24 protein-coding genes are annotated in these 24,652 nt (G+C 46.0%); 12 read left to right on the top strand and 12 right to left on the bottom strand.

Annotated elements, in window-relative coordinates:
- Position 1 precedes the first annotated feature (1 nt).
- On the bottom strand, positions 2 to 1,207 hold the full coding sequence (locus BLV22_RS08795; RefSeq protein WP_091614064.1) for an ornithine--oxo-acid transaminase: 1,206 nt from the start codon (positions 1,205 to 1,207) through the stop codon (positions 2 to 4).
- 331 nt (positions 1,208 to 1,538) lie between these two features.
- On the opposite strand from BLV22_RS08795, the gene BLV22_RS08790 reads away from it, so the two are divergent.
- Entirely contained in the window at positions 1,539 to 3,146 is a 1,608-nt protein-coding gene (locus tag BLV22_RS08790) for an L-lactate permease (RefSeq protein WP_091614061.1), read from the top strand.
- Positions 3,147 to 3,230: 84 nt separating this feature from the next.
- On the opposite strand, the gene BLV22_RS08785 is transcribed toward BLV22_RS08790, so the two are convergent.
- The gene (locus BLV22_RS08785; protein WP_091614059.1) at positions 3,231 to 4,289 is read right to left on the bottom strand and encodes an EAL domain-containing protein; all 1,059 of its coding nucleotides are present in this window, start codon (positions 4,287 to 4,289) and stop codon (positions 3,231 to 3,233) included.
- A 135-nt stretch (positions 4,290 to 4,424) separates the two neighbouring features.
- Positions 4,425 to 5,999, bottom strand: coding sequence for a BCCT family transporter (locus tag BLV22_RS08780; RefSeq protein WP_091614056.1), 1,575 nt, complete (start codon positions 5,997 to 5,999; stop codon positions 4,425 to 4,427).
- Positions 6,000 to 6,036: 37 nt separating this feature from the next.
- Between BLV22_RS08780 and BLV22_RS15040 the strand changes: the two genes are divergently transcribed.
- The 3 genes from BLV22_RS15040 to BLV22_RS14820 all read left to right on the top strand — a co-directional run bounded on the left by BLV22_RS15040 (position 6,037) and on the right by BLV22_RS14820 (position 7,888).
- On the top strand, positions 6,037 to 6,186 hold the full coding sequence (locus tag BLV22_RS15040; protein WP_176967722.1) for a hypothetical protein: 150 nt from the start codon (positions 6,037 to 6,039) through the stop codon (positions 6,184 to 6,186).
- 253 nt (positions 6,187 to 6,439) lie between these two features.
- Positions 6,440 to 7,723, top strand: a complete 1,284-nt coding sequence (gene aceA / locus BLV22_RS08775; protein ID WP_091614054.1) for an isocitrate lyase — start codon at positions 6,440 to 6,442, stop codon at positions 7,721 to 7,723.
- A gap of 30 nt (positions 7,724 to 7,753) precedes the next feature.
- A complete protein-coding gene (locus BLV22_RS14820) occupies positions 7,754 to 7,888 on the top strand; it encodes a primosomal protein N' (RefSeq protein ID WP_143030971.1) in 135 nt (44 codons plus the stop codon).
- Between the two features lie 141 nt (positions 7,889 to 8,029).
- Here the strand turns inward: BLV22_RS14820 and BLV22_RS08770 are convergent, their stop codons facing one another.
- Entirely contained in the window at positions 8,030 to 10,210 is a 2,181-nt protein-coding gene (locus BLV22_RS08770; protein WP_091614051.1) for a malate synthase G, read from the bottom strand.
- Between the two features lie 310 nt (positions 10,211 to 10,520).
- Between BLV22_RS08770 and BLV22_RS08765 the strand changes: the two genes are divergently transcribed.
- The gene (locus tag BLV22_RS08765; RefSeq protein ID WP_091614049.1) at positions 10,521 to 10,769 is read left to right on the top strand and encodes a hypothetical protein; all 249 of its coding nucleotides are present in this window, start codon (positions 10,521 to 10,523) and stop codon (positions 10,767 to 10,769) included.
- A 157-nt stretch (positions 10,770 to 10,926) separates the two neighbouring features.
- Positions 10,927 to 12,129 (top strand): Bcr/CflA family efflux MFS transporter, encoded by a 1,203-nt coding sequence (locus BLV22_RS08760; RefSeq protein WP_091614046.1) that lies wholly within the window; start codon positions 10,927 to 10,929, stop codon positions 12,127 to 12,129.
- Between the two features lie 55 nt (positions 12,130 to 12,184).
- Here the strand turns inward: BLV22_RS08760 and BLV22_RS08755 are convergent, their stop codons facing one another.
- The 8 genes from BLV22_RS08755 to BLV22_RS08720 form a co-directional block, all read right to left on the bottom strand.
- Entirely contained in the window at positions 12,185 to 12,397 is a 213-nt protein-coding gene (locus BLV22_RS08755; protein ID WP_091614044.1) for a DUF896 domain-containing protein, read from the bottom strand.
- Between the two features lie 98 nt (positions 12,398 to 12,495).
- Positions 12,496 to 13,089 (bottom strand): response regulator transcription factor, encoded by a 594-nt coding sequence (locus BLV22_RS08750; RefSeq protein ID WP_091614041.1) that lies wholly within the window; start codon positions 13,087 to 13,089, stop codon positions 12,496 to 12,498.
- A gap of 17 nt (positions 13,090 to 13,106) precedes the next feature.
- Positions 13,107 to 14,228 (bottom strand): sensor histidine kinase, encoded by a 1,122-nt coding sequence (locus BLV22_RS08745; RefSeq protein ID WP_091614038.1) that lies wholly within the window; start codon positions 14,226 to 14,228, stop codon positions 13,107 to 13,109.
- 84 nt (positions 14,229 to 14,312) lie between these two features.
- Entirely contained in the window at positions 14,313 to 15,362 is a 1,050-nt protein-coding gene (gene desA, locus BLV22_RS08740; protein WP_091614035.1) for a Delta(5) desaturase DesA, read from the bottom strand.
- A gap of 203 nt (positions 15,363 to 15,565) precedes the next feature.
- On the bottom strand, positions 15,566 to 16,402 hold the full coding sequence (locus tag BLV22_RS08735) for an STAS domain-containing protein (protein ID WP_091614032.1): 837 nt from the start codon (positions 16,400 to 16,402) through the stop codon (positions 15,566 to 15,568).
- A 78-nt stretch (positions 16,403 to 16,480) separates the two neighbouring features.
- A complete protein-coding gene (locus BLV22_RS08730) occupies positions 16,481 to 17,329 on the bottom strand; it encodes a DegV family protein (protein WP_176967721.1) in 849 nt (282 codons plus the stop codon).
- A 162-nt stretch (positions 17,330 to 17,491) separates the two neighbouring features.
- Complete coding sequence (cyoE, locus tag BLV22_RS08725) at positions 17,492 to 18,430, bottom strand: heme o synthase (RefSeq protein WP_091614027.1); 939 nt, start codon at positions 18,428 to 18,430, stop codon at positions 17,492 to 17,494.
- 294 nt (positions 18,431 to 18,724) lie between these two features.
- On the bottom strand, positions 18,725 to 19,600 hold the full coding sequence (locus BLV22_RS08720) for a Cof-type HAD-IIB family hydrolase (RefSeq protein WP_091614025.1): 876 nt from the start codon (positions 19,598 to 19,600) through the stop codon (positions 18,725 to 18,727).
- 713 nt (positions 19,601 to 20,313) lie between these two features.
- On the opposite strand from BLV22_RS08720, the gene BLV22_RS08715 reads away from it, so the two are divergent.
- The 6 genes from BLV22_RS08715 to gvpN all read left to right on the top strand — a co-directional run bounded on the left by BLV22_RS08715 (position 20,314) and on the right by gvpN (position 24,646).
- Positions 20,314 to 21,312 (top strand): hypothetical protein, encoded by a 999-nt coding sequence (locus tag BLV22_RS08715; RefSeq protein WP_091614022.1) that lies wholly within the window; start codon positions 20,314 to 20,316, stop codon positions 21,310 to 21,312.
- Between the two features lie 25 nt (positions 21,313 to 21,337).
- Positions 21,338 to 22,312 (top strand): hypothetical protein, encoded by a 975-nt coding sequence (locus BLV22_RS08710; RefSeq protein ID WP_091614020.1) that lies wholly within the window; start codon positions 21,338 to 21,340, stop codon positions 22,310 to 22,312.
- A gap of 13 nt (positions 22,313 to 22,325) precedes the next feature.
- Positions 22,326 to 22,595 carry a gas vesicle structural protein GvpA gene (gvpA, locus tag BLV22_RS08705; protein ID WP_022794406.1) on the top strand — a complete coding sequence of 90 codons (270 nt, stop codon included), beginning with the start codon at positions 22,326 to 22,328 and terminating at the stop codon, positions 22,593 to 22,595.
- 75 nt (positions 22,596 to 22,670) lie between these two features.
- Positions 22,671 to 22,937: a gas vesicle protein GvpO gene (gene gvpO, locus BLV22_RS08700; protein WP_091614017.1), complete on the top strand. Its 267-nt coding sequence runs from the start codon at positions 22,671 to 22,673 to the stop codon at positions 22,935 to 22,937.
- A gap of 6 nt (positions 22,938 to 22,943) precedes the next feature.
- A complete protein-coding gene (gene gvpO / locus BLV22_RS08695) occupies positions 22,944 to 23,564 on the top strand; it encodes a gas vesicle protein GvpO (protein ID WP_091614014.1) in 621 nt (206 codons plus the stop codon).
- 5 nt (positions 23,565 to 23,569) lie between these two features.
- Positions 23,570 to 24,646, top strand: a complete 1,077-nt coding sequence (gene gvpN / locus BLV22_RS08690) for a gas vesicle protein GvpN (protein ID WP_091614010.1) — start codon at positions 23,570 to 23,572, stop codon at positions 24,644 to 24,646.
- Positions 24,647 to 24,652 lie beyond the last annotated feature (6 nt).

The following is a 24,652-nucleotide window of genomic DNA, read 5'->3' as shown; positions in this document are numbered from 1 at the left end:
ATTAAAGTTCAGTAAGCACTTCTTCAATTCGTTCAGCCGCCCAGTCGAGGTCCTGCTTTGAAATAACGAGCGGCGGCGCGAAGCGGATAACAGTTTCGTGTGTTTCTTTACAGAGAATTCCTTTGTCTTTTAACTGCTCACAGCAGGCGCGCGCCGGAATGTCGAGTTCGAGGCCGATAAACAGCCCTCTCCCTCTTACTTCTTTAATATGAGGGTTTGTGATGGCGGTAAGTCTTCGTTTAAAATGCTCTCCGAGTTCGTGTGAGCGGGAGGCAAGCTGCTGCTCTTCGATCACTTCAAGAGAAGCAACCGCCACTGCGCAGGCGAGGGGATTGCCGCCGAAGGTAGATCCGTGGGAGCCCGGGGTGAAAACGCCAAGGATATCCTCATGAGCAGCTACGCATGATATAGGGAAAACGCCGCCGCCCAGGGCTTTTCCAAGAATGTATATATCAGGAGTAACCCCGTCCCAGTCGCATGCGAACGTTTTACCGGAGCGCCCGAGGCCGGATTGGATCTCATCGGCGGCAAACAGCACCTGATGGGTCCGGCACAGCTCGTACGCCTGCTGCAAAAATCCTTCAGGGGGTATTATAATGCCAGCCTCCCCCTGAATAGGCTCGACTAAAAATCCGGCTGTATAAGGGGTAATGGCTTTTTCGAGCGCCTTGAGGTCTCCATACGGTACGATTTTAATACCCGGTAGCATCGGGCCGAAGCCCCGTTTGTATTCCTCTTCTGAAGAGAGGGAGACAGCACTCATCGTACGTCCGTGAAAGTTCCCTGCGCATGCAATAATTTCCGCGCGTCCTTCCGGAATACCTTTCTTTTCATAGCCCCAGCGGCGAATTGCTTTTACTGCTGTTTCTACTGCTTCAGCCCCGGTATTCATGGGAAGCACCATATTCTTCCTGGTTAAGGATGACACTTTGTCATAAAAAGGAGCAAGCTGATCATTATGAAATGCCCGGGAGGTAAGCGTTACCCGGTCGGCCTGGTCTTTCAGGGCCTGAATAATTTTGGGGTGGCGGTGGCCCTGATTGACAGCGGAGTATGCACTCAGCATGTCAATATAGGAGCGGCCTTCCGGATCCTTCACCCATATGCCCTCCGCTTCAGTAATAACAATGGGAAGTGGTGTGTAATTTCGGGCACCGTGTTTATCGTTTTGATCGATAATCTGACTCGAAGACTTTGTTTCTGCCATGCATACCCACTCCTAAAGTAAGGTTACTGTAAAAGTTGCAAGAACCGTGCCAACTTCGGGAGTACACACAGCAGGGAGCAGCAGGTGAAAGAGAGCGGGGAGGAAAAAAATTTTGCATCCAGTGATTAATTTTTTTGCACTTTTTTGAAAATTAAAATGCAGCAATTACATGGAGAAAAAGCCTGAAATTATGGATGAAATAAAGAATAAATTTTAATTTAGAACATTATGTGAATTTATTCACAAAAATATTGTATGGAGTTAAATCCTGATGTATGCTCTATATGTGAAATGATTCACATATAGAGATGGAGAGAAGGAAGTGATTTTCATGTTTGTGGAAACGTACGATCCGTTTCAAAATATTGTTTTTTCTGCTCTGGCAGCTGCAGTGCCGATTTTGCTGTTTCTGGTGTGCCTGACGCTGTTCAAAATGAAAGGCATCTACGCCGCTTTGCTTACGCTCGGCGTTACCTTTGTAATAGCAATGGGAGTTTTCGGACTGCCTCTTGCGCAAAGCGGCGGGGCAGTGACGGAAGGAATTGTGCAGGGGCTGTTTCCGATCGGCTATATTATTATTATGGCTGTCTGGCTGTACAAGGTATCGGTCGCTTCAGGGAAATTTCAGACCATCCAAAACAGTATCGCTTCGGTTTCCGCGGACCAGCGGGTGCAATTATTATTAATAGGTTTTTGTTTTAATGCCTTTCTGGAAGGCGCTGCAGGGTTTGGAGTACCGATTGCTATTTGTGCCGTGCTGCTCGTTCAGCTCGGGTTTCAGCCGCTCCAGGCAGCAATGCTTTGTCTGATTGCCAACGGCGCAGCCGGAGCTTTTGGGGCCATCGGGGTGCCAGTGGGGATTATTGATACGCTTCAGCTTGAAGGGATCACTGCAATGGACGTGTCGCAGATGACTGCGCTCACGCTTCCGCTGGTGAATTTCAGCATACCGTTTTTACTCATATTTCTTCTGGATGGTTTAAAGGGTGTCAAAGAAACTCTTCCGGCAATCCTGGTCACAGCTGTAACATATACGGTGCTCCAGGCAGTGATTACGATTACTGCTGGTCCTGAGCTTGCCAATATTATTCCTTCCCTAGCAGCGATGGGGGCTCTTGCTATTCTCCAGCGGTTCTGGCGTCCGATTAATATATTCCGACTTGATGGTAAAGAGTACGTGCAGGCTGAACCGAAAGCGAAAGGATCGTGGAGAAAGGTAGTGTTTGCCTGGTCACCGTTTTACCTGCTGACGATTTTTATCATGATATGGAGCTTTCCAGGATTTAAAGCACTTTTTGAAGACAGTGGCATGCTTTCCCCTGCGGTGCTTGGTTTTATTCTTCCTGGAACATACAGCAGCTCCGCGGGCCAGGGAATTGTATTTAACCTGAACTTTATCGGGGCAACAGGTACAGCGATTCTGCTGGCGGTGCTCGTCACAGTGCTGTTTGCCAAAAATATGAGCTGGTCCAGGGCGAAGGCAGAATTAATGCAGACTGTAAAAGAGCTGTGGCTGCCAATCGTCACTATTTGTGCCATTCTTGCAGTAGCTAAGCTTGCCACCTATGGCGGACTGACGATGGCTATGGGAGAAGCGGCCGCTATGACAGGAAATATTTTTCCTTTCCTCTCACCGGTGCTTGGCTGGATTGGAGTATTTATGACAGGCTCGGTCGTAAATAATAATACGCTGTTTGCTTCTATTCAAACGACAGCTGCTGCGGGAGTTGGCGTTGATGGGGCTCTGCTGGTAGCTGCCAACACGGCAGGGGGTGTAATGGCGAAGCTGATTTCTCCGCAGTCCATTGCCATTGCGACTGCTGCTGTAGGGCAGACAGGCAGGGAAGGGCAATTAATGAAAATGACGCTCAAATACAGCCTGTACCTTCTGTTATTTGTCTGCCTGTGGACCTTTGGCCTGAGTCTATTCATTCATTAAAGCCGTTTGACCGTAAAAAAATAAAGCAAAAAGGACCGGCTTTTCAGCTTCGGTCCTTTTTATTGCCCGGGAAATAAATTAAGTTCATTCTGAGCAGCCAGAAATCGAAGGGGCTTCGGGCACCGCTTTTGGTTTTCCGATCAAGTATCCCTGGGCCAGATCAAATCCAAGTTCGCGCACACAGTTTAATTCTTCAGAACGCTCGATTCCCTCGGCCAGCGTAATAATACCATAGCTGCCTGCGCGCGAAACGATTTTTTCCAGTCGCTGCTGCTTTTTAATGTCCTGGTCGCACCGATCGACAAGCGAACGGTCGATTTTTACGTAATGCGGCTGGAGCTCCTCCATAACATCAATCGTCGAGTAGCCTGCTCCAAGATCATCTAAAGCAACGCGTGCACCGTGCGATTGAAAGGTTTGAAAAATACGAAGCAGGAGTCCGGGATTTTCAAAATTTTCTGTTTCCACCACTTCAAATACAAGGTCCTTCGTAGAAATACCGCAGCTTCTGGCGGTGGCAAATGTGGAAAGCAGGCAGTGATCTGGATCATAGATCGAAGAGGGCAGAAAGTTAATAAACCGTTTGATACCGGGCTTTAGATATTTGGCACTTGTTTTAATAGATGCGATGCGCGCCCGGTTGTCTAAAAGCGACTGAAGGCCGCTCTGCTGGGAAAAAGAAAACAGCTGATCCGGCCGGAACTGGGCAGCATCTGCCCGCGGACGCATGAGAAATTCGTATCCCATTACTTCTCCGGTGTTCAATTGAATAATCGGCTGCATGTGGTGAGTGAACTGCTGATCATTTATAACGGTCATAAATGAAGGCTGGGAAACTCGTTCCTTTAGTTGCTGAAAATGAATCATGTTCGCATGGGTCTGTTGATTTTTACCTGTCCAGGCGCCCTTTAACCCGGCTAGGTCTCCGGGAAGGTTGTGTTCAATGAAATTCAAAAAAGGCCCGAGCGTCTGAACGGCAGAGTAGTAATAATGCAGCGTATTATCCTGAATGTAGGAAGTGTAACCGCTTCGAAGCAAATGATAATGAAGCTCACGGAGTACACTGAAGGCTGTATGAGTGAACAACAGATACCCGGAAGATTCCAAATCAGGCAGGGCTGTACAGCTGGAGCATTGATTCATGATCTTAGGTCCCCCTATTCAAAACGTACGCTTGTATAGCTTTATTTCCTATCTATTTTATCGGATTCCGAAAGAAATTGTTGAAAAAAATATAAAAAAACAGAGAAAAGGAGATTTCCCTTTCTCTGCGGCATATTATTTTGCTTCTTTTTTTATTTCACCATCTATGGAAGAGGATGATGTAATCCCCTGTTTTTGTGCCATTGCTTTGGCTGCTTTCGGTGCGAGCCAGAGCGTTGGCAGCAGAATAAGGGAGACGGGGACGGCGGCAACTACAATAAATGACTGCAGGGCGTCCACGCTGCCTTCACCGATAAACAACAGACAGGCAGCTACGGCTCCCATAATAATCACCCAGAATACACGAATGGCAGGATGAGGCTCTTCGCTGTCACTGACTACAATTGAAATTGTGTAGGACATAGAATCTGTCGTAGTCACCACGAAAAGAATAGTAACTAACAAAAAGCAGAAAGCGATAAAGGTGCCGAGCGGCAGCTGCTGCACAATTGCTATCATCGACGCAGGCATGCCTGATTCAAACAGGGCATCTGAAACTGAGCCTGGATTGTTTAATTCATAGAAGATGCCCGAACCGCCAACGATGGTAAACCAGAAATTTGTCACGAGCGGGGCGATAACAGCCACGGCCAGGATCAGCTGCCGGATCGTTCTGCCACGGGAAATTCTCGTAATGAAAATGGCCATCATCGGACCGTAGCCTAAAAACCATCCCCAGAAAAAGACTGTCCATAAACCGAGCCACTCATTGCTTCCGCGAAAACTGCTCATTTGGGCAAATTCCTGCGTATAAACCCCGAACGAAGAGATAAAGGCGTCTAAAATAAAGCCGCCCGGGCCAATAAGTAAGATAAATAAAATTAAAACAATCGTAAACCATACATTGAACCGGCTTAAAAGCTGAATGCCTTTATGAATGCCGGTGACAGCGGATATAGAAGCAATAGCTACAAGTCCGGCAATAATCATAAACTGTGTCGGGAAGTTGTTGGGAATCCCCATAAGGGTCTCAAAACCATAGCCTGCCTGAGTACCTAAAAAGCCAATAGGACCAATAGTACCGGCAGCGACCGAAACGATCGAACACACATCCACGATAGTGCCGAGCGGACTGTGAACAGCGATTTTTTCGCCGAAGACCGGATAAAGAAGCGTCCGCGGACGAAGAGGCATGCCTTTATCATAATGGGCATGCATTAACACTATAGTGCTCAGTGTTCCGAGAATAGCCCAGGCGAGAAAGCCCCAGTGCAGAAAGCTTTGAGCGAGCGCAGGCTGTACTGCTTCGGAGGAGCTGCTTTCAAGCCCGGAAAATACCGGGGGAAGATCCATGAAATGATAAATAGGCTCCGCTGCGGCCCAGAAAACACCGCCGCCGGCCAGCAAAGTACACATAATGATGGAAAGCCATTTAAAATAGCTGAATTCCGGTTCTGCTAAATTACCAAGGCGTACACGTCCGTATTTCGAAAAGCCGATGTAGAGGCCGATGAAAAAAGTGGCAAGTAAAAGAACCTGCCAAAAGGCTCCGAAAAAGGTAACGGCCCAGTTAAAGGTGGTGGTGACAAACTGGCCGACGGCTCCAGCGTTAATAAGAGAAAAAACAACAAATAAAATCAACAGTCCACCGCTGAGAAGCGTGACCGGCCAGTCATTGTTTTTCCAATGATTCGGGGATTGTGAAGACACAAATATTCCTACTTTCTTTTATATGGAGTAAAGGTTTATGCGGGCAGAGAAAAGTCGGGACAGCAAGAAGCGATTTTCAGCAGCCGGACATAAAGAACATATCATAGTAGAACCGGTTGGCTTCGTCAATGGAAAAGCCTGCAAGTTTCGCGGAAGCGGCGACTTTAAGGTGGAAGCATTCGACTAAGGAAAATTATTTTTTTCTGTATTAATACAGAAAAAGATTTAAAAAAATTATTACTTAAAAAGAGAATTCATTTAAAGCGGGCGTTGTAAACTTTTGATACAGAGGGAAATAAAAATTTCAAAAAATTACTATAAAACAGTTGACGTAAAATACATACTGTTATAATATAGTCTCAACAAAACAAATTGTACTATAACAGAAAACGCAGCTGCATTTCAAATTTGTTTAATCTGAAGAAAAAGGAGAGAGACATATGATTCGTCAGGAAGATGTAAAGCAGATGGAAGAAGCCTGGGAGAACGAGGAACGGTGGAAAGGAATTACACGCCCGTATTCAGCAGAGGATGTGTTGAAGCTTCGTGGTTCGATCAAAGTAGAATATACACTCGCTGATATGGGGGCGAATCGTCTTTGGAATTTAATGCAGGAGGATCCGTTCGTACGAGCGCTTGGGGCACTTACCGGCAACCAGGCCGTGCAGCAGGTGAAAGCAGGATTGAAAGCGATTTATTTAAGCGGCTGGCAGGTTGCCGCTGACGCCAACCTCTCCGGCCATATGTATCCGGACCAGAGCTTATATCCTGCCAACAGCGTTCCGCACGTAGTACAGCGTATCAACCAGGCACTGCAGCGGGCAGATCAGATTGAACATCTTGAAGGAAATGATGAAACAAACTTTTTTGCTCCAATCGTAGCCGACGGGGAAGCGGGATTTGGCGGACGGCTGAACGTGTTCGAATTAACCAAGTCGATGATCGAAGCGGGAGCCGCCGGTGTTCATTTTGAAGACCAGCTTGCCTCTGAAAAGAAATGCGGCCACCTGGGCGGAAAGGTATTGATACCGACGAGCACCGCTATCCAAAATCTCATTTCTGCAAGACTCGCAGCAGATGTAATGGGAGTACCGACAATTATCGTGGCCAGAACCGATGCGAATGCGGCCGATCTGCTTACAAGTGACATTGACGCCTATGATCACTCATTTATCCGAAGCAACGAGCGGACCGAGGAAGGCTTTTACCGTACAAATAACGGCCTGGACCAGGCTATTGCAAGGGGACTTGCTTATGCACCGTACGCTGATCTTGTCTGGTGCGAAACCTCTGAACCAAACCTTGAGGAAGCAAAGAAATTTGCAGATGCGATTCACGAAAAATTCCCGGGGAAAATGCTTGCCTACAATTGCTCGCCTTCCTTTAACTGGAAAGCAAAACTGAGTGACGAAGAAATTGAAACCTTTCAGGAACAGCTGGGCGAGATGGGGTACAAGTTCCAGTTTGTTACACTGGCCGGCTTCCATGCTCTTAATAACAGCATGTTTGAACTGGCTGGCGGCTATAAGAAACGCGGGATGGGTGCTTATTCCGAACTTCAGCAAAAGGAATTTGCCAACGAAGACCATGGCTACACCGCAACGCGCCACCAGCGGGAGGTTGGTACAGGATACTTCGACCAGGTAGCAACTACCATTTCAAGCGGAAAATCATCCACAACAGCGATGAAGGGCTCTACAGAATCAAGTCAGTTCAGCCGGTAAGCATTAAAAAATTATAAGGAGGTTTTTCCAATGAGAGAAACAACGATGGAATACCAAAGCGAAATGCCGACAATGATTTGCAGCGACTGCGGAGGCGAAATGACAGAGCACCAGGAAACACCAATGATCCAGTGCGATCACTGCTTAAGTAAAACCGAAGAATAACAGCAAAAAGCCGGCGCCCGCGTTGCAATAGGGGCACCGGCTTTTTGCTGTGTACATATGTACAAGAAGGGCCTGGGTACGGGCACAAAAAAGACCCTCAGGCTTTCCATACATTGGAAGGCCTGAGGAAGGGGGAAGAAGTTATTTAACCTCTGCTTTTAAACGATTCTTAGCTTCTCTGCGGCGTCTGTGCAGGATAGGTTCGGTGTATCCGTTTGGCTGATTGTACCCCTGGAATACTAAATCGCATGCGGCCTGAAAGGCGGTTGACTGTTCAAAATCCGGGCTCATCGGGCGGTATTCGGGGTCGTGGGCGTTTTGTTCATCTACAACAGCGGCCATTCGTTTGAATGTTTCCATTACCTGCTGCCTGGAGCAAAGGTGGTGGTGAAGCCAGTTGGCAATGTGCTGGCTGGAGATGCGAAGCGTTGCCCGGTCTTCCATAAGAGCAACGTTGTTGATGTCAGGGACCTTAGAGCAGCCGATGCCAAGCTCGACCCAGCGTACAACATATCCAAGAATGCCTTGAGCGTTATTATCGAGCTCTTCCTGTACCTCTGCTGATGACCAGTCAGTACTAGTGGCAGTGGGTATAGTTAAAATAGAATCAAGGTGAGATTCCGATAACTGCTTTAAATCTTTTTGAACCTCCGGGACATCGACCTCGTGATAATGGAGAGCGTGCAACGCGGCGGCCGTTGGTGACGGCACCCAGGCGGTGGAAGCTCCAGCTTTTAACTGGCCGTCTTTCTGATCCATCATAGCTGCCAGCTGCTCGGGCATTGCCCACATTCCTTTACCGATCTGGGCGCGCTGTTCGAAGCCGGCGGCCAGTCCGGTCTGTACGTTTGATTTTTCGTAGCTTCCGAGCCAGGCGGAGGTTTTCATTTCGCCTTTCCGGATCATCGGTCCTGCCTCCATGGAGGTATGAATTTCATCGCCGGTCCGGTCCAGAAAACCGGTATTGATGAACATTACACGGTCTTTAACTTCCCTGATGCATGCTTTCAGGTTAATCGTTGTTCTTCGTTCCTCGTCCATAACTCCTATTTTCAAGGTGTTGCGTTCCAGATGCAGCATGTCTTCAATACGGTCAAACAGCTTGTTTGCAAAGGCTGCTTCTTTAGAACCGTGCATTTTTGGCTTTACAATATAGATGGAACCTTCGCGGGAGTTTCTGTATTTTCCGTTCCCGAGCAGGTCGTGTTTGGCAATAAGGCTCGTAATGACACCGTCCATAATGCCTTCAGGAATTTCTTCTTCCTTTTCATTTAATATGGCATCGGTTGTCATCAAATGGCCGACGTTCCGGTTCAGCATCAGAGAGCGGCCTGAGAGAGTAAATTCTTCGCCTGCAGGAGACGTGTAGCTGCGGTCCGGATTCATAATGCGTGTTACTGTTTTATCGCCTTTTTGGAACCGGGCGTTAATATCTCCTTTAATGAGCCCGAGCCAGTTGCGGTAAACCAGTGTTTTATCTTCAGCATCTACAGCAGCTACAGAGTCCTCGCAATCCATAATAGTCGTAAGCGCAGACTCGACGACCACATCTTTTACTCCAGCCGGATCGGTTTTGCCAATCGGGTGGCCGTAATCAATTTGAATTTCGATGTGCAGCCGGTGATGCTGTAAAAGAACAGCTACCGGCTGGGAGCTTGCGCCCTGGTAACCCGCAAATTGTTCGGGATATTGAAGCTGATCCTTGCTGCCATCCTGAAAAGAAACTTCGAGACGGCCGTTTTCGATCGAATAGCTGGCGACATCCTTGTGGGAATGGCTGCGCAGAGGAAAGTATTCATCTAAAAATTGTTTAGCATAAGCAACGACCTTTTCTCCGCGCACGGGGTTGTAGGCTTTCTGCTGCTCAGCCCCACCTTCTTCATTGATGATATCGCTCCCATATAAAGAGTCGTAAAGACTTCCCCAACGGGCGTTGGCAGCGTTAATGGCGAAGCGTTCGTTACTGATGGGAACGACAAGCTGCGGGCCAGCCTGCGTGGATATTTCTTCGTCCGTTTGCTCAGTCGCAATTTGAAAATCGTCCGGTCCTGGTTCAAGGTAACCGATGTTTTCAAGGAACGTCCGGTACTGATTCAGGTTCCACCGGGAGTGAGCCTGATGCCATTCGTGAATCTGATTCTGCAGATTGTCTCTCGTGTGCAGAAGGACTTCGTTTTCAGGAGTCAAATCGTGAACAATCTTTCCGAAGTCCTGCCAAAATTGTTTTTGTTCCAGTCCGGAGCCGGGAAGTACTTCTTCGTTAATAAATTGATATAAAGAAGGGTGCACATGAAGTCTGTCTGCCGATCGGTACGTGGTCATACTATTCCTCCTTCAAGGTAAGAGAACAGAAGAAGCTGCTCCCAGAATATAATACCATTGTATTATAACAGTTGTATAAATATCAATACTGTTATATAAAATTATAAAACTTCGTCAAACTAAATTTTCTTTAGTATAGTGGAAGCATTGTGAATTAAAGTTAAGAAAGGAAGAGAAAATGACCCCGCAAATAGTGCAATTCCTTGTTACGTCACACCTTTCAATGATAGCCCTCCTGCTGGTATTGTTCGTTTCTGCAAATGTTTTTTACCAGACAGGAAAAAACAGGCTCGCTGTGGGGGTGCATTAAGTGCTCCGGGGCGCGTATTTACCGGGGATGATCTCCGGTGGATTATTAATAGGCCTGACGCCGGATTTTCCAGCTGTATTTTTAAAAGCTGCTACAGGATTGTTAACCCTTATTTTTATGGAAATTCATCTCAATCATATTATTGGCAGTGAACATCGTCCTAAGTTCGCTTTTCTAACGTATTTTATGATTGTGTTTACGATAGCATTGGGCGCAGTGTTTCCCATTGGAATATCTGTTATTGAGTAAAACTGGAAACAACCAAATCTTAGGCTGAACTGAGGCCTTATAGCGAAACAAGGTGTACATAGGCCCGGAAACGGGATAGAATAACTAACGTATGCAGAAACTGTAAAATTGCATGCGGATGCACGGTCCATTTCAAGCAGAAAGGTGTTCCTTCTATATGATTCAGAATCCTAAAGGAAAAGAGCGGATTGGTCTGGCGCTGATTCTTAGTATGCTTGCGATCCTCGGGCCGCTCAACATTGATATGTACCTGCCAAGCTTCCCGGGCATAGCGGCAGATCTGAACGCCCGAGCTTCTATGGTGCAGCTTAGTTTAACTGCCTGTCTTGTAGGGCTTGCAGTCGGTCAGGTGATCGTCGGGCCGATTAGTGATGCAAAAGGAAGAAGAAAGCCGCTGCTGGTTTCAATTACGCTGTTTGCGGCAGCTTCGTTTATTTGCGCAATTGCACCAAATATATACATATTGATTGCTGCGAGGCTGCTGCAGGGTTTGACGGCTTCTGCCGGTATCGTCGTTTCCCGGGCGGTGGTAAGGGACATTTTCAGTGGAAAGGAACTGACTCAGTTCTTTTCATTATTGATGGTGATTAACGCCATCGCCCCTATGGCGGCGCCAATGATCGGGGGAGCTATTTTGCTTCTGCCGTTTTCGAGCTGGTCGACAATTTTTCTTTTCCTTGCGATCGTTGGGCTTGCCATCGTAGTTACGATTGGTTTCCGGCTCGAGGAGACCCTTCCGGAAGAAAAAAGGACGCCGAGCTCACTCAAATATACGATTCGCACCATTGGTGATTTGTGGAAGGACCGTTCTTTTATCGGCTATGCCTTAACGCTTGGCTTCGTGCACGGCGGAAGCTTTGCCTACGTTTCCGGTACGCCGTTTGTGTATCAGGAGATTTACGGGGTCTCTGCCCAGGTATTCAGTGTGCTATTTGGCATCAACGGTCTGGCGATTATCACCGGAAGCTTTTTAATCGGCCGGCTTGCCGGCATTATTGCTGAACGTAAACTGCTGCGCACAGCGGTGATCACAGCGGTAAGTGCGAGTTCTTTTCTTCTCGTGATGACAATCATTGAAGGCCCGCTCGCGCTGCTTGTCATTCCCATCTTTATTTATATGACAGCGATGGGGATGGTACTGACAAGCTCTTTTACGCTCGCGATTGCCAAACAGGGCCACCGGGCAGGGAGTGCAAGTGCGCTGCTCGGCATGCTTCCGCTTCTGATTGGCTCTATTGTTTCGCCGCTTGCCGGCATTGATGAAACGACAGCTGTCCCAATGGGGTTTATTATGTTCATTACGACCGTTTTTGGACTTACAGCCTTCAGTACACTCAGTGAAGGTCCGCAAAAAGAATAAAATTAAGCCGGTACGCTGTTTTGCTGAGCGTACCGGCTTTTTATATTAAGGCTCTTTAGGATTGAATGTTTTTTAATTTATCCGGTGTTACATCGTTACCTTCCGGGTCCTGTACGGTGGTGGTAAGCAGAGTCGCTTCCATCGATCCGCGGATCATCTGAAGGTACTCTTCACGAAGCTGCTTTTGCTCCTGCTGCTCTTGTGCAGTCAGTCCCTGATTTACTTTTTTTCTCGCCAGTTCATTAATGCGAGGAAGTGTTGCGATCATGTGAATTCCCCTTTCTTTTTATACCCATACATGTATATTGTATGGAAATAGTATAGCAGAAGCCTGCTGCATATGCAAACCGGAGCAGCAGGCTGCATTTAATGCTTCAATTCCTGGAATTTAGTGACGGCTTCCACACGGTTGCTTACTTCAAGCTTATCGAAAATAACCGAAATATAGTTTCTTACAGTACCATTGGTAAGGGAGAGCTGCCGGGCTATGGCTGTAGTGCTTTTCCCCTCTGCAATTAAAGCGAGCACTTCTTCTTCACGTTTGGTGAGTGTGGCGGCAGTGTTATATGCAAGGTCCACCAAATCAGGGGAATAGACTTTTCTGCCGCTCATAATAATGCGGATAGACTGAGCCAGCTCTTCACTCGGGCTGTCTTTCAAAAGATAGCCGCTGATTCCCGCTTTTCGGGCCCGTTCAAAATAACCGGTGCGGGCGAAGGTGGTGAGAATAATAATTTTGCATGTGCTTTCCTTTAGTTCCTCTGCAGCCTCTAACCCGCTTTTTACCGGCATCTCAATATCCATAATGCATATATCCGGCTGTTCTTTATCAATAAGGCTCAAAGCTTCCTGCCCGTTCTCTGCTTTACCTACTACTTTCATATCTTCTTCTAAATCGAGAAGAGAACCAAGCGCTCCTAAAAGCATCTGCTGATCCTCGACGATTACTATTCGTATCATAGCTGGCGGCCTTCCCTTCATTTGATTTGCTGAATGACCAGGGGTACTTGAATAGCAAGCTTTGTGCCTTCGGAGGAGTGATAGTTCAACTGGCCGTTGATGAACCCGAGGCGCTCTTTAATGCCCTGCAGGCCGCTTTCGGACCAGGATTTCTGCTCAGAGGACATGCCTTTGCCGTCGTCTTCGACTGTAAGAGAGAGGCTGGTTGTGGATTGATCGATCGTAATATAACAGTTTTCTGCTTCGCTGTGTTTGACAACGTTGGTCACAGCTTCCTTTAAGCACATGCTGAGTACGTTTTCAATGAGAGGCGGAGCTTCGTTGAAGCTCGCACTTCCCTTTACATGAAGATTAATGCCTGCGGCCTGAAGAATCTCTTCCACACGGAGAAGTTCGTCACTCAGCCGTGCGCCTTTCATATCTGATACAAGCTCCCGCACTTCTTTTAACGCGGTGCGTGCAGTCTGGTGAATGTCTGTTAATTCCGCCTGGGTCCGTTCGGGCTTAGTATCTATTAACTTTCCTGCAAGTTCACTTTTTAAACCAATCAAGGAGAGCTTCTGCCCAAGGGTGTCGTGCAGATCTCTGGCAATGCGCTGCCGTTCTTCAAGGACGACGAGCTGGGAAATGCGTTGATTAGCCTCATGAAGCTCGGTTTCAAGCTTTTCGCGTTTGTTGCGGTTGTAGATGTTAAAAGGAAGAAGAATGACGCCGATGACGCTGATCACGATAAAGGGAAGCTGCATCAGAAACAGCTCGCTCTGAACGTAAAACCCAATAGTGACAGCAGCCAGGGTGGTAATCAGGTGGAGGACATACAGGGTTATAAAGCCTGCTTTATGCTGGATATTACCAATAAAGAAAGCTAAAAACAGGGAAAAATAAACATAACCGAAATAAAGGGTCATCCCTATACTGATCAGCATTTCAATGCTTACAGATAAATAAACCGTCCAGCCTTTTTTGATGAAGGATAAACGATAAGTCGTAAAGAACAGAAGAATCATAAAAACACCGAGGATAATTTCAAAGTACGTAGCAGAGCGGATAATAAAATAAAATGGCAGTAAACAGAAGATGATCCAGGCGTATAAGCTGAGGCCTGTGCTTTTTGGGAAGATATCGAACCAGTTCTGCATAAACGGGCTCCTTTTTCATGAGGCATAGCATTTCTTTATATTAAGTATAACAAACCCCTCTCCGTAACAGAGAAGGGTTTGTGTTTAAGATTTTTTATCAGACGGTGCTGGAGAGGTTCTGGAAGCCTCTGCCTGTTTTTTGCTGCGGATATTAGCGTCTTTAAAGCTGACAAACGTCTTATTTTTTTCATCGTACAGCCGGAACCGAATGGATGTGAGACTTGTACCAAGAGTAATCTTTGTAGCCTGCTGTAGTGGTTCAATGTTTTCATGGGTTTTTGCCAAATTATAGTTCGGTACACGTGGGCTGAGGTGATGCACGTGATGGTAGCCGATATTGCCGGTAATCCACTGGAGTACTTTTGGAAGCTCGTAGTAAGAACTGCCGTCTACTGCAGCTTTTACAAAGTCCCATTTGTCTTCGTTTTCAAAGTAGGAGTCTTCAAACGTGTGTTGGACATAAAATAACCAGATGCCGAGAAATCCGGCTGTGAAAAGCATAGGAATCTGAATGGTGAAAAATGCAGCCCAGCCGACAAGCCAGATTAACAAAGCGTAAATAACTACAATAGAAATATTCGTGAAATACGTGTTCAGGCGTTCTTTTTTCTTCGCATTTTTGCGGTTGAAGCGGTTCTCAACAAGAAACAGGTAAAACGGGCCTAAAAAGAAAAGCACAAATGGGTTGCGGTACAGGCGGTAGCTGAGTCGGAGCCATTTGCTGGCGTTTTGGTATTCTTCGACGGTCATGACCCAAACATCACCGGTGCCCCGTTTGTCTAGGTTGCCGCTGGTGGAGTGGTGCATCATATGGCTTCTTTTCCATTTTGCGTAAGAAAAGTGAGTAATGATCCCAGTTAACGTGCCAATCCGGTCATTCGCTTTGCTGCTTTTGAAAAATGAACCGTGTGTGCAGTCGTGAAAAATGATAAATGTACGGACGACAAAGCCTCCGGCGATAATGGCGAGGGCAACAGTTATAAAAGGAGAGATGGAATATGCTGCGTACGCAAGCGCCCAAAGGGCTAAGAGAGGAAGAATGGAGTTGCATAGCTGAATAATACTTGCTTTATGGTCAGAATGTGCGTAAGGTGCGGCACTTTTTTTCAATTGCATTTGTTCTTGTCTGCTCATGGTTAATCGCTCCCTGCTTTATGGGGTGTGTCTCTATTAATAGGATATAAAATTTTGACTCCGCCTGTAAGTCATAGACGTCAGGGTGAAAAAATGACAAATGTCATATATGGTTGAATTAAGCGGAAATGATGAAATATGTATAAAATCGGCCGTGCAGACTAAAGCCTCTGAACATTCAGATGCTCAGAGGCTCTGTTTTTTTATAAAGCATAGTTTGTCCGCAGCGCATGGGTCAGCTCGGAAACGATATCAATGTCTTTAAAGCTGATGCCAAGCTGGACAGCAGTCTGGGCCATCTCCGGGCGCATGCCGCACAGCGTAGTTTCCACGCCGACCAGCTTTAAGGCAGTGGCAAGCTGCATAATGCGCTGGGCGACGAATGTAGTGATATCACGCACGCCCGAAAGGTCGATATACAGACGTGTTAGTTCGCTCTCGGTGCATTGCTTTAACGTATTCTCCACAATCACCTGTCCCCGCTGTTCATCGATATGGCCGATGAGCGGAAGCAGGCCGGTTTTCTTTTGAATCAATATGATCGGGGAGGAAAGCTCCAGGATCATTGCTTCTTTCAGCTGCATCTGTTCGTTCATATGATAAATGGCTTCTTTCATGAACGCCCGCCCGGCGTAATCGAAAGCCTGAAGTGCTTTGCGCTGCCAGTCGAGTACGTGATCGATGGGAATCGATTCCTCATATTGGTGAACAAACAGGCGGATCTGTTCTAAAATGGCGTTGCGGTAATAAGTGAACTCTTCCTGAATAGTGAGCATCGGCTGCCACATTTCTTTGTTCTCTTCCACAATGGCACTGATTTTTTCTTCAAAATGCTCGTAAAACTGGGTTTCTTCCTCCCGGAATACATGAATAAGCTCCTGGGCAAAGACCTTTTTCATTTCTTCGAGTTTTTGATCTGTATAATCATCGGCAGCATTGCCGGAAGAGAAATCGGATGACCATGTGCCGCGCATGGTGTCTATATGTTCAATCAAATAATCGTATAAGGAGCCGTCAGCTTTTTCCTGATTAAATTGCACGGTCGTTTTCCTCCAGAGTAAGAGTATGGTGCAGGTTGGTCTAATTATAGAGCCTGGGAGGGAAAGTCACAAGTTTTTTTATCCGTATTCATACCACATAATACCCATTGTTTCGGCCCCGCCGTGAACACCAATTACCGGGCTGAGAGGACAGAGGTGAATCGCGAGACCGGGAGACAGCTCCTGCAGCTCTTTTTTCCATGCCTCTGCTTTTTCTTTCGTTGTCGTATAAATAATGCTCAGGTCTTCGACCCGCGAAGAGGCTATGGCATCTTCAGCAATCTGCAGGAGCCGGCTTTCTGCCCGTTTCCGGGTGCGGATTTTTTCAAAAGGAACAATCTGCCCCCCCTCAAAGGTAAGAAGAGGATGAATCTTCAAAAGCGTGCCAAGGATCAGCTTTCCGCGGGAGATTCTTCCCCCTTTATGTGCCTGTTCGAGGCTTCCGAGCAGCAGGTAGCCTCTGGCATGCCCGGCCATTTCTGTTAACCGCTGCTGTATTTCCTCCGGCGTGCTCCCTTCCTCAGCTAATTGCGAGCCTCTCGTCAGCAGGGGGCGGATGCTGCCGGCGCCCATCTTCGAATCCACAGTGAAGAGCGGAAATCCGGTCATATCTGCCGCAAGCTGGGCTGTCTGAAGAGTGCCGCTTAAATGACTGCTGATATGTATGGCAATTGCTGCATCATAAGAATCCTTTAACTGTTCAAACAGTTCGGAAAAACTGCCCACAGATGGCTGGCTGGTCGTAGGGAAAACTTCTTCATGCGGCAGCCGCTCATAAAATTCATCCGTTGTAATTTCAATATTTTCTTTATAGCTTTCATTTTCAAACACAACAGATAAGGGAACAATATGAATATTATATTTTGCGGCCGTTTCTGCATCGATAGAACTGGTACTGTCTGTAATCCAGGCTATACGCTGTGTCATCATCCACCTCTTTTTTTCGTGTTAGTTTGATAACGTTTTCACTGACTTTGAATACATTATACAGATTTATGGACGGGAATTCGAATGAAACCCCGCAGGCTCCATATAAAAACGATAGTAAAGAAAAACATGTCCGGACCCATTGAGGTGCCAGAACATGCTTTAGTTAAAAAACAGGGAAATTAGAGAAAATCCAATTACGACGGTGAACAAAATCGTCATATGGTTCAGCGAAAAAATAAACATAGTAGTTGCCCATTTTTTGCTGTCCATCCGCCGGTAGCATATCAGGCTTGCTGCAAGCCAGGCTGCGCTTAATACGAAGGATACGCCAACGATAAAGCTGCTGACAGGAAGGAAAAGAAAACTCGATAGGGTTAACAGAACAAGGTATACGTTTGTCTGAATATAGGTCCGCCGGTTTCCCTTGACCACTGGGAGCATTGGGATATTTGCTGCTTTGTACTCATCGTGTCTGCGTATAGCGATAGCATAGAAGTGCGGCATTTGCCATAAAACCATAATAACGAAAAGGCCGAGAGCTGCCGGGTGGAAAAAGTCATTGGAAATAGCAGCCCAGCCGATAAGCGGGGGCACTGCTCCGGAAATACTCCCGATCTCTGTATTGTAAATCGTGCGCCGCTTGCTCCACATCGTATATGGAACCACATAAAAGAATAATCCTGTAAATCCGAATAGGGCTGCGAGCGGTGAAGCTGCATATAAGAAGCCTAAGCCTGCAACTGTCATAACAATTCCCAGTATAAGTGCATTTTTCAGCTGCATCCGGCCAGTCGCCGTAGGGCGGTTCTTCGTCCGGTCCATAATCTTATCGATATCGCGGTCGTATAAGTTGTTAAACGTGCCGGCAGCGCCGATAACAAGACCCGAGCCAAGTGTGGCAAGGACTATCGCTCCGATTTTATCGGAAAAAGCGATGTTGTGAATATATAAAGCAAGGGCAATCCCTGCAAACATAACGATTAAATTGGATTTGATAATCCCTGTTTTAATCGTTTCCGCCAGTACTTTACGAAGTGCCTGTTTCGGGGCAGCGAGGGATCCTTGTTGAACCGTGCGTTCGATATTTTCCGATTTCATTTTATTCCCCCCAACCGTGTTCATCCGATACTAATGTATCACATGTGTCGTGAAAATTAGAGATATTGACAAAAAAGTTCGCTATCTTGTCAATTGTTTGTGAACGATTCATGACAAATCATTGTATATATGTACTTCGTACTTTTAGCAAACAAAATTATATTCTCACATTAACTGCGTATTGGCAAGTGTTACTTCCCGGCTGCTCCAGGCAGAGGCGTCTATGAAAACGCTGGCGTCTGCACTTATTCCGGCCCACCGTAGAAAAGCCGTCCGGCGGGGACGGCATGAGCATCAGCTGCTTTTTGTTTTTAATTCCTGGAGCATTTCATGCACGGCGTAAGCGACGCCGTGTTCAGTGTTTGTTTTTGTAGAAAAGCCGGATGTCGCTTTAACCTCCGGAACGGCATTGCCCATGGCAACGCTCCGTCCTGCCATTTGGAGCATATTTAAATCGTTAAAGTTATCCCCTAGAGCCATAACGTCTTCAAGGGATATTCCGCGCTCAAGCGCAAACTCCTGAAGGGCAAAGCCTTTTTGGGCACGTACGTGATTTAATTCAAGGTTACCCATACCCGAAGAAGTAAGAGCGAGCTCGTTATCACCGCGGAGCTCATATTTCATCCGATCGAGTACGGAAGTCTCGGGAGAAAAGGCGAGCATTTTATACACATCGAGGTCCTCGTAATCAAGTATTGAGAAGAAATCGTCTGCGAACTGGAAATTTTCATCCTCCAGCCGGCGTTCAGCATACTTTTCTGCTGCAGCTGTCGTCAGCTCGGGGTGCGCGGTCTGAAGCATTCCCACCACGACACTCATATATGCTTCTCTTGAAGGGGCAAAAATCCCCTGGCTGGTAAACAGTTCAATATAAGAACCGGCAGCGTGGTGCGCGGTTAAAATTCGTTCGCACGAGCTTTCAGTGATGGGGGCGGAACGCTGTATTTCTTTTCGGTTTTTGTATGTGACTGCTCCGTTCATGCTGATGATTGGGTAGGAAAGGCCGGCGGACGCCAATGGTCTGTGTGCTGCTTCGTAGGTTCTCCCTGTGGCGATCACGATATCAATGCCGTGTGCCGAAGCAGTTTGCAGGGCTTCGGCGTTGTCCTTGCTGATTTCTCCATTCTGATCCAGCAATGTTCCGTCCATATCCGTTGCAATTAGTTTCATTTCTTCTCCTCCGATATGCTTTCGATCTGTTGATCCGTTTTAATTAATACTTTCTATTATCGAACACTTTTTCAAAGTCATCAACTTTTTTGTTTTCAGCAGGAAAGCTGAAGCCATAAAAACATCGACAGCTTATCTTACAAGGTGATTGCACAACAGTGTAGGCGGTCAATCCGGATGAATATTTTATCTTTAAGTAAAGAAAAACTTCCATTTAATGAAGAAATAAAAAAGAAGAATTAAATGAAAATTCATAAACAAAAGTGCGAAAACCTCATTATTCTTGAAATGAAATCCAACAATGGCTTTCTTAATTTCTGGAGAATAAAGAAAAAATTTAACGGCTCGTTAAAAATATGGATCGGGAATATAGGTATTTAGCACTTTTTTTAAAGATAAACTCATTTAAAAGTTTAGATCAGTGAAGTAAAAGGTAATTTCAACTACAGCAGTTATTCAATTTAGATGAGAAAGCGAGTGTTTGTCATGATTCGTACAATTTTAATGGTTATTGGAGCTATTGTTGTGATTGGAGCAATTCTCTCCTTAATTTAAGAAGAAATTGCTGAAATGATTACATTAAAGACCCTCTCCAGCCCAGCGGATTCATGACTGTTTATTTCCAGCTATTCATTGGAAAAGCATGAAGCATTTGGCCGGATGAGGGTCTTTGCGTTATAGATTAAATTTTCACATAAGAAAGGTGAGGTACAGTGACCGACGCTAAAGATAAAGTTACGTACGGGTTGATGGCTGCCGGAAGTCTTATTGGCGGTGCGCTTCCTCTAATCACTAAAGGGACGAAAGATAAACTCCAATCCTCAGAAGAATCTTCCGGGGAAGAAAATACTGATGAGCCGGCTGAAAACCAGGGAGAAGGAAAAAAAGCTCCCCGGCTCAAGCAGACGGCAAAAAAACCTGCGATCAAAGCCCAGCAGGCGAAAGACAACGTAAAAGAATCGGGAAAGCATATACAAGGCACCGTGGAAAATAAGAAGAAAAATGCTGAAAATAACGCAAAAAATGCGGGTGCCCAGGCTAAAGAAACCGTTGCTGGGAAAGCTAAAGGAGCCAAGCAGGCGGCTGATGCGAGTAAAGTTGTTTATAAAGGAAATAAAAAGGTAAAAGAAACTAAAGGCCGGATAAACGGAGTCAAAAATACTGTCGGCGAAAAAGTAGAAAAAACCGGCATGAAAATACAGGATCAAAAAAACGCCCAAAGCAATGCCAATAAACCTGAAAAAGAGGCAGAGCAGCCAGCACAGGAAGCGGGCAGCGCTCCGAAAAAGGCAAAAAAGGTTTCTAAAAAATCCGCACGCCGGCTGACGGATGCGACAGGCCTTGAACAGAGCGCGGCTTCAGCAGAGCCGGGAGTGGAAAATGCGGAAGAGTCAGCGCTAACGCAGGAATTTGAGCGCCGCCCGGAAGAAATGAACGAAGCTGAAGTGAATGCTTACCAATCCAGCAGTCAAAACGGAAGTAAAATGAACCACAGCCTGACTGACGTGATGGATACCGTGAACGATTTCTTTGAAAACTATGTAGCCGAGCCACAGCGGATTACTTCTACGGAAAAGCAGGAGGGCCACTGGCTGGTGGAAATCGAAGCGTTGAATAAAGAAGGCAGAAAGTCGAAAAAAGAAACGTACCAGGTGCAGGTAGATGATGATTTAGAGGTAACCTCCTATAAGCGGGTAGATGGAAATAAATAATGCTTCGGTTTGAGGAGACCAAATTATGGCAAAAAAGATTTTGTTAACTGAAGGCGGAAAATATGTCGATGGTTCAGAGCCAAAGGTAAGAAAAACGTTCTCCGTTCCGGACGAAGCCTGGAAGAAAACTCACTTTTCTTCTTATTCCAAAGCAGCAGCATCCGATGATAAGTCATCTAGGAAGCAATCAACTGATAAAGAAAAGAGTTCCCAGGATGAAGAGTCATTTTTGGATAAGGTGAAAGAAAGCGGTCAAAAAGCTGCTAAATGGGTTTCCTTTAAAAAATCGAAGGACTTCCTGGATGAGCAGACAGATGATACGTTTATTGAGCCGATTAAAGACACCGCAGAAGAAATTTCTGACTTGAACCCTGTGGAAACAACGAAAAACATGATTCAGGGAAATGCCAAAGAAGAACTGGTGAAAACGGCCACAGAAGGGGTGAAAAATAACCCTCAGGCTGCCAATGCTGTAGCTGCAGCCTATATGGGCAAAAAGTTTTTCAACACCCTGGAGAGCGCCCGGCTGGCAAAAGAACATGCGCAGGAAAAAGTACAGGAAACAAAGCAGGCATTGGAAGGAAAAGGAGAAGAAGCCCAGGAAAAACTGCAGAAAGCTGTAGAACAGGCTAAAGAAAAAGGTCAGGAAGCCCAGGAAAAATTGGGTGAAGCTACAGGGCAGCTGCAGGAAAATGTTCAGGGCGGCTCCAATAAGTCCGGGAAAGGGGGCGGTAAAATCCTTCGTTCGCTGCCTGAAAAAGGGCTGAGTGATCTGAAGGGAATGGAAGATATTAAAGGACCGTCGAACATCAAGACTTACAGCGAGTCCAGGTTAAGAAGCTATGACGAGGTCAAGGGCGTTGATGATATTAAAGGGATAAGCGAACTGAAAGGCTTATCAAACATCAAGAGTTACAGCGATTCGAAGCTGAAAAGCTACGATGACATCAAAGGCATCAGTGACATTAAAGGAACAGAAAATATTAAGCATTATGATTAAGGAGTGAAAGATTATGGCAACAATTGAAAAAAGCACAGATTCTTCCAGCTTGGCAGAGGTTATTGACCGTATACTAGACAAAGGTATTGTTATCGACCTGTACGCTCGTATTTCTGTTGTAGGAATTGAACTGATTACAATTGAAGCACGTATCGTTATTGCAAGTGTTGACACTTGGCTCCGTTACGCTGAAGCAGTCGGACTGCTTCGCGACGATGTCCAGGGCGAAATCGATGAAGATGCAGACTCTAATGAGCGTGCCGGGCAGTTAAACTTTGCTTAAATTTCTCTAATCCCGTCATGCGCATGGCTGCATGGCGGGATATATTTCTATTGTAAGAAGAAAGCGGGGACCACTATGAAGGAAGTAATGAATTCCATTAACGATTTTTTTGAAGAAAATTTAAAGCCTCCGTTCCGGATTACTTCGGTTTCCGAAGAAGATTACGGCTGGTTTGCAGAAGTGGAAGTTATCGAAGAGAATGAGTATATGCAGAAGTACGGACATGACCAGCTTCTGGGCGTCTATGAAGTGAAGCTGAACAACAATCAGCAGGTAGGATCGTTTGAACGTGTAAATCTGAGACCGAGAAGTGCCCACGTTGAAACGGCGGAGAGGAGATAGGTACCGATGACGGCCAAACAATCAACGACAAAAACAGAAGAAAAAACAAACGAGACCCAGGGTCAGGAACTGAAAACCAGCAAAAGCGGCTCGTATAAACCTTTCTCTTCTGAAGAAGAAGGAGAAGAGCAGCCGAAAGAGCAGATTAAAGGCCCGGCGAAATCAGGTTCTTCGAGTGAAACTTCACAAAAATCCTCCGGACAGAACGAAAAAACGGATGATAAAGGAGAAAGTGACGAAGTGAATAATACCACGGCGACTACCAGTAAAAAAAATACAGCTAAATCTCAACAGACAAAAAAAGAATCTACTGAAGAAGCCGCTCAACAGGAAGGTTCAGACGAAGCATCATTTGCACCTATTAAAAGTGATATGTTTGAAACCATCCGTTCGTTTTTCGGAGAAACGATGAATTCTCCCGTCCGTGTTACGGCAATTATGGATGCCGGAGATGGCTGGAATATTGAAGTGGAATTAGTAGAAGAGAAAGAATACACGCAAAAATATGGAAGAGACCAGTTGATCGGAATTTATGAAGCGAAGATGAACAAGGATCAAAAAATAACTTCCTATCAAAGGATGAACACTCGAGCAAGAAGTGTTCCTTTCGAGAAAAAAGAGAGGTAAAAGATATGGCAGCTACCAATGAAAGTAAGCAGCAGACACAGAAAAAGTCATCAAATACTTCAGGGCGCTCCCAGGCAAGCCAGCAAAAAGGAAGCTCCCAGAACAGTAAAGGGCAGTCGAAAAAAATCAATGCACCTGCCGGCACGAAATCGAAGCAAACGACCTCTGAAGAACAGAAGCAGCCAAAGCAGCAAAAAATTCGTACGATTGATCAAATCGTAGAGACTGAAGAAATGCAGTCGATTTTAGAGCGTTCCGAAAAGTATTTAACTTCCGGGTATCCGGTACACTTTACAGGTGCAGCCGGGGTGGGCAAAACTACCCTTTCGTTTCAGCTTGCACGCCGGTTTAACCAGCCTGTCACGCTGTTAAACGGGAACGAAAGCCTGTCGAACACGGATCTTCTTGGCGGAAGAATCGGTTATACCAGTGACAAATTAATTGATAATTACGTCCGGAAGGTGTATAAACGCGAAGACCATATCACAGAACGGTGGAGCACCGGTCGTCTGCTGGAAGCAGTAAAAAATGGCCACACGCTCATTTACGATGAATTTACGCGTTCCCTGCCGTCTACGAATAATTTATTCCTTTCCGTGCTTGAGGAAGGTATACTGCCGCTTTACGGCACGCAGCGAAACGAAAGCTTCATTACCGTGCACCCGAATTTTAAAGCGATTTTCACAAGCAATCCGGAAGAATATGCCGGTGTGCATAAATCCCAGGATGCTCTGCTTGATAGAATGATTACAATTCCGGTAGAGGATCCGGATAAGGAAGCCCAAATGTCTATTCTTAAAGAAAGAGCTTCCATCAGTGAAAAAGAAGCTGAAACCATTATTAAAGCACTGGATTGGGCGAAATCCACCAGCAGAGAAAACGATACGCATGTCCCAAGCTTCCGTCTTGCTGTTATGACCGCGATGTTAAGCTCGGAGCATGATGTTAAAATAGATGTAAAAAACGACGATTTTCAACAGCTGTTTTTTGATGTGATGGGACATTATTTCCTGGGAAATATTCAGGGAGAAGATGTCAGTGAAGCACAAAAAAGAATGAAGGAAGAGTTGAAAAAGGTCTAGGAGGCA

Origin of the sequence: Marinococcus luteus, assembly GCF_900106595.1 — a bacterium.
Lineage (GTDB): Bacteria > Bacillota > Bacilli > Bacillales > Marinococcaceae > Marinococcus > Marinococcus luteus.
This window is presented reverse-complemented; position numbering and strand designations above follow the sequence as displayed.

What these genes read in the sequence shown, in the direction of transcription:
- BLV22_RS08795 (WP_091614064.1), bottom strand. Translation starts at nt 1,207, where the DNA reads ATGGCAGAAACAAAGTCTTCGAGTCAGATTATCGATCAAAACGATAAA.
- BLV22_RS08790 (WP_091614061.1), top strand. Translation starts at nt 1,539, where the DNA reads ATGTTTGTGGAAACGTACGATCCGTTTCAAAATATTGTTTTTTCTGCT.
- BLV22_RS08785 (WP_091614059.1), bottom strand. Translation starts at nt 4,289, where the DNA reads ATGAATCAATGCTCCAGCTGTACAGCCCTGCCTGATTTGGAATCTTCC.
- BLV22_RS15040 (WP_176967722.1), top strand. Translation starts at nt 6,037, where the DNA reads ATGCGGGCAGAGAAAAGTCGGGACAGCAAGAAGCGATTTTCAGCAGCC.
- aceA (WP_091614054.1), top strand. Translation starts at nt 6,440, where the DNA reads ATGATTCGTCAGGAAGATGTAAAGCAGATGGAAGAAGCCTGGGAGAAC.
- BLV22_RS14820 (WP_143030971.1), top strand. Translation starts at nt 7,754, where the DNA reads ATGAGAGAAACAACGATGGAATACCAAAGCGAAATGCCGACAATGATT.
- BLV22_RS08770 (WP_091614051.1), bottom strand. Translation starts at nt 10,210, where the DNA reads ATGACCACGTACCGATCGGCAGACAGACTTCATGTGCACCCTTCTTTA.
- BLV22_RS08760 (WP_091614046.1), top strand. Translation starts at nt 10,927, where the DNA reads ATGATTCAGAATCCTAAAGGAAAAGAGCGGATTGGTCTGGCGCTGATT.
- BLV22_RS08755 (WP_091614044.1), bottom strand. Translation starts at nt 12,397, where the DNA reads ATGATCGCAACACTTCCTCGCATTAATGAACTGGCGAGAAAAAAAGTA.
- BLV22_RS08750 (WP_091614041.1), bottom strand. Translation starts at nt 13,089, where the DNA reads ATGATACGAATAGTAATCGTCGAGGATCAGCAGATGCTTTTAGGAGCG.
- BLV22_RS08745 (WP_091614038.1), bottom strand. Translation starts at nt 14,228, where the DNA reads ATGCAGAACTGGTTCGATATCTTCCCAAAAAGCACAGGCCTCAGCTTA.
- desA (WP_091614035.1), bottom strand. Translation starts at nt 15,362, where the DNA reads ATGAGCAGACAAGAACAAATGCAATTGAAAAAAAGTGCCGCACCTTAC.
- BLV22_RS08730 (WP_176967721.1), bottom strand. Translation starts at nt 17,329, where the DNA reads ATGACACAGCGTATAGCCTGGATTACAGACAGTACCAGTTCTATCGAT.
- cyoE (WP_091614027.1), bottom strand. Translation starts at nt 18,430, where the DNA reads ATGAAATCGGAAAATATCGAACGCACGGTTCAACAAGGATCCCTCGCT.
- BLV22_RS08720 (WP_091614025.1), bottom strand. Translation starts at nt 19,600, where the DNA reads ATGAAACTAATTGCAACGGATATGGACGGAACATTGCTGGATCAGAAT.
- BLV22_RS08710 (WP_091614020.1), top strand. Translation starts at nt 21,338, where the DNA reads ATGGCAAAAAAGATTTTGTTAACTGAAGGCGGAAAATATGTCGATGGT.
- gvpA (WP_022794406.1), top strand. Translation starts at nt 22,326, where the DNA reads ATGGCAACAATTGAAAAAAGCACAGATTCTTCCAGCTTGGCAGAGGTT.
- gvpO (WP_091614017.1), top strand. Translation starts at nt 22,671, where the DNA reads ATGAAGGAAGTAATGAATTCCATTAACGATTTTTTTGAAGAAAATTTA.
- gvpO (WP_091614014.1), top strand. Translation starts at nt 22,944, where the DNA reads ATGACGGCCAAACAATCAACGACAAAAACAGAAGAAAAAACAAACGAG.
- gvpN (WP_091614010.1), top strand. Translation starts at nt 23,570, where the DNA reads ATGGCAGCTACCAATGAAAGTAAGCAGCAGACACAGAAAAAGTCATCA.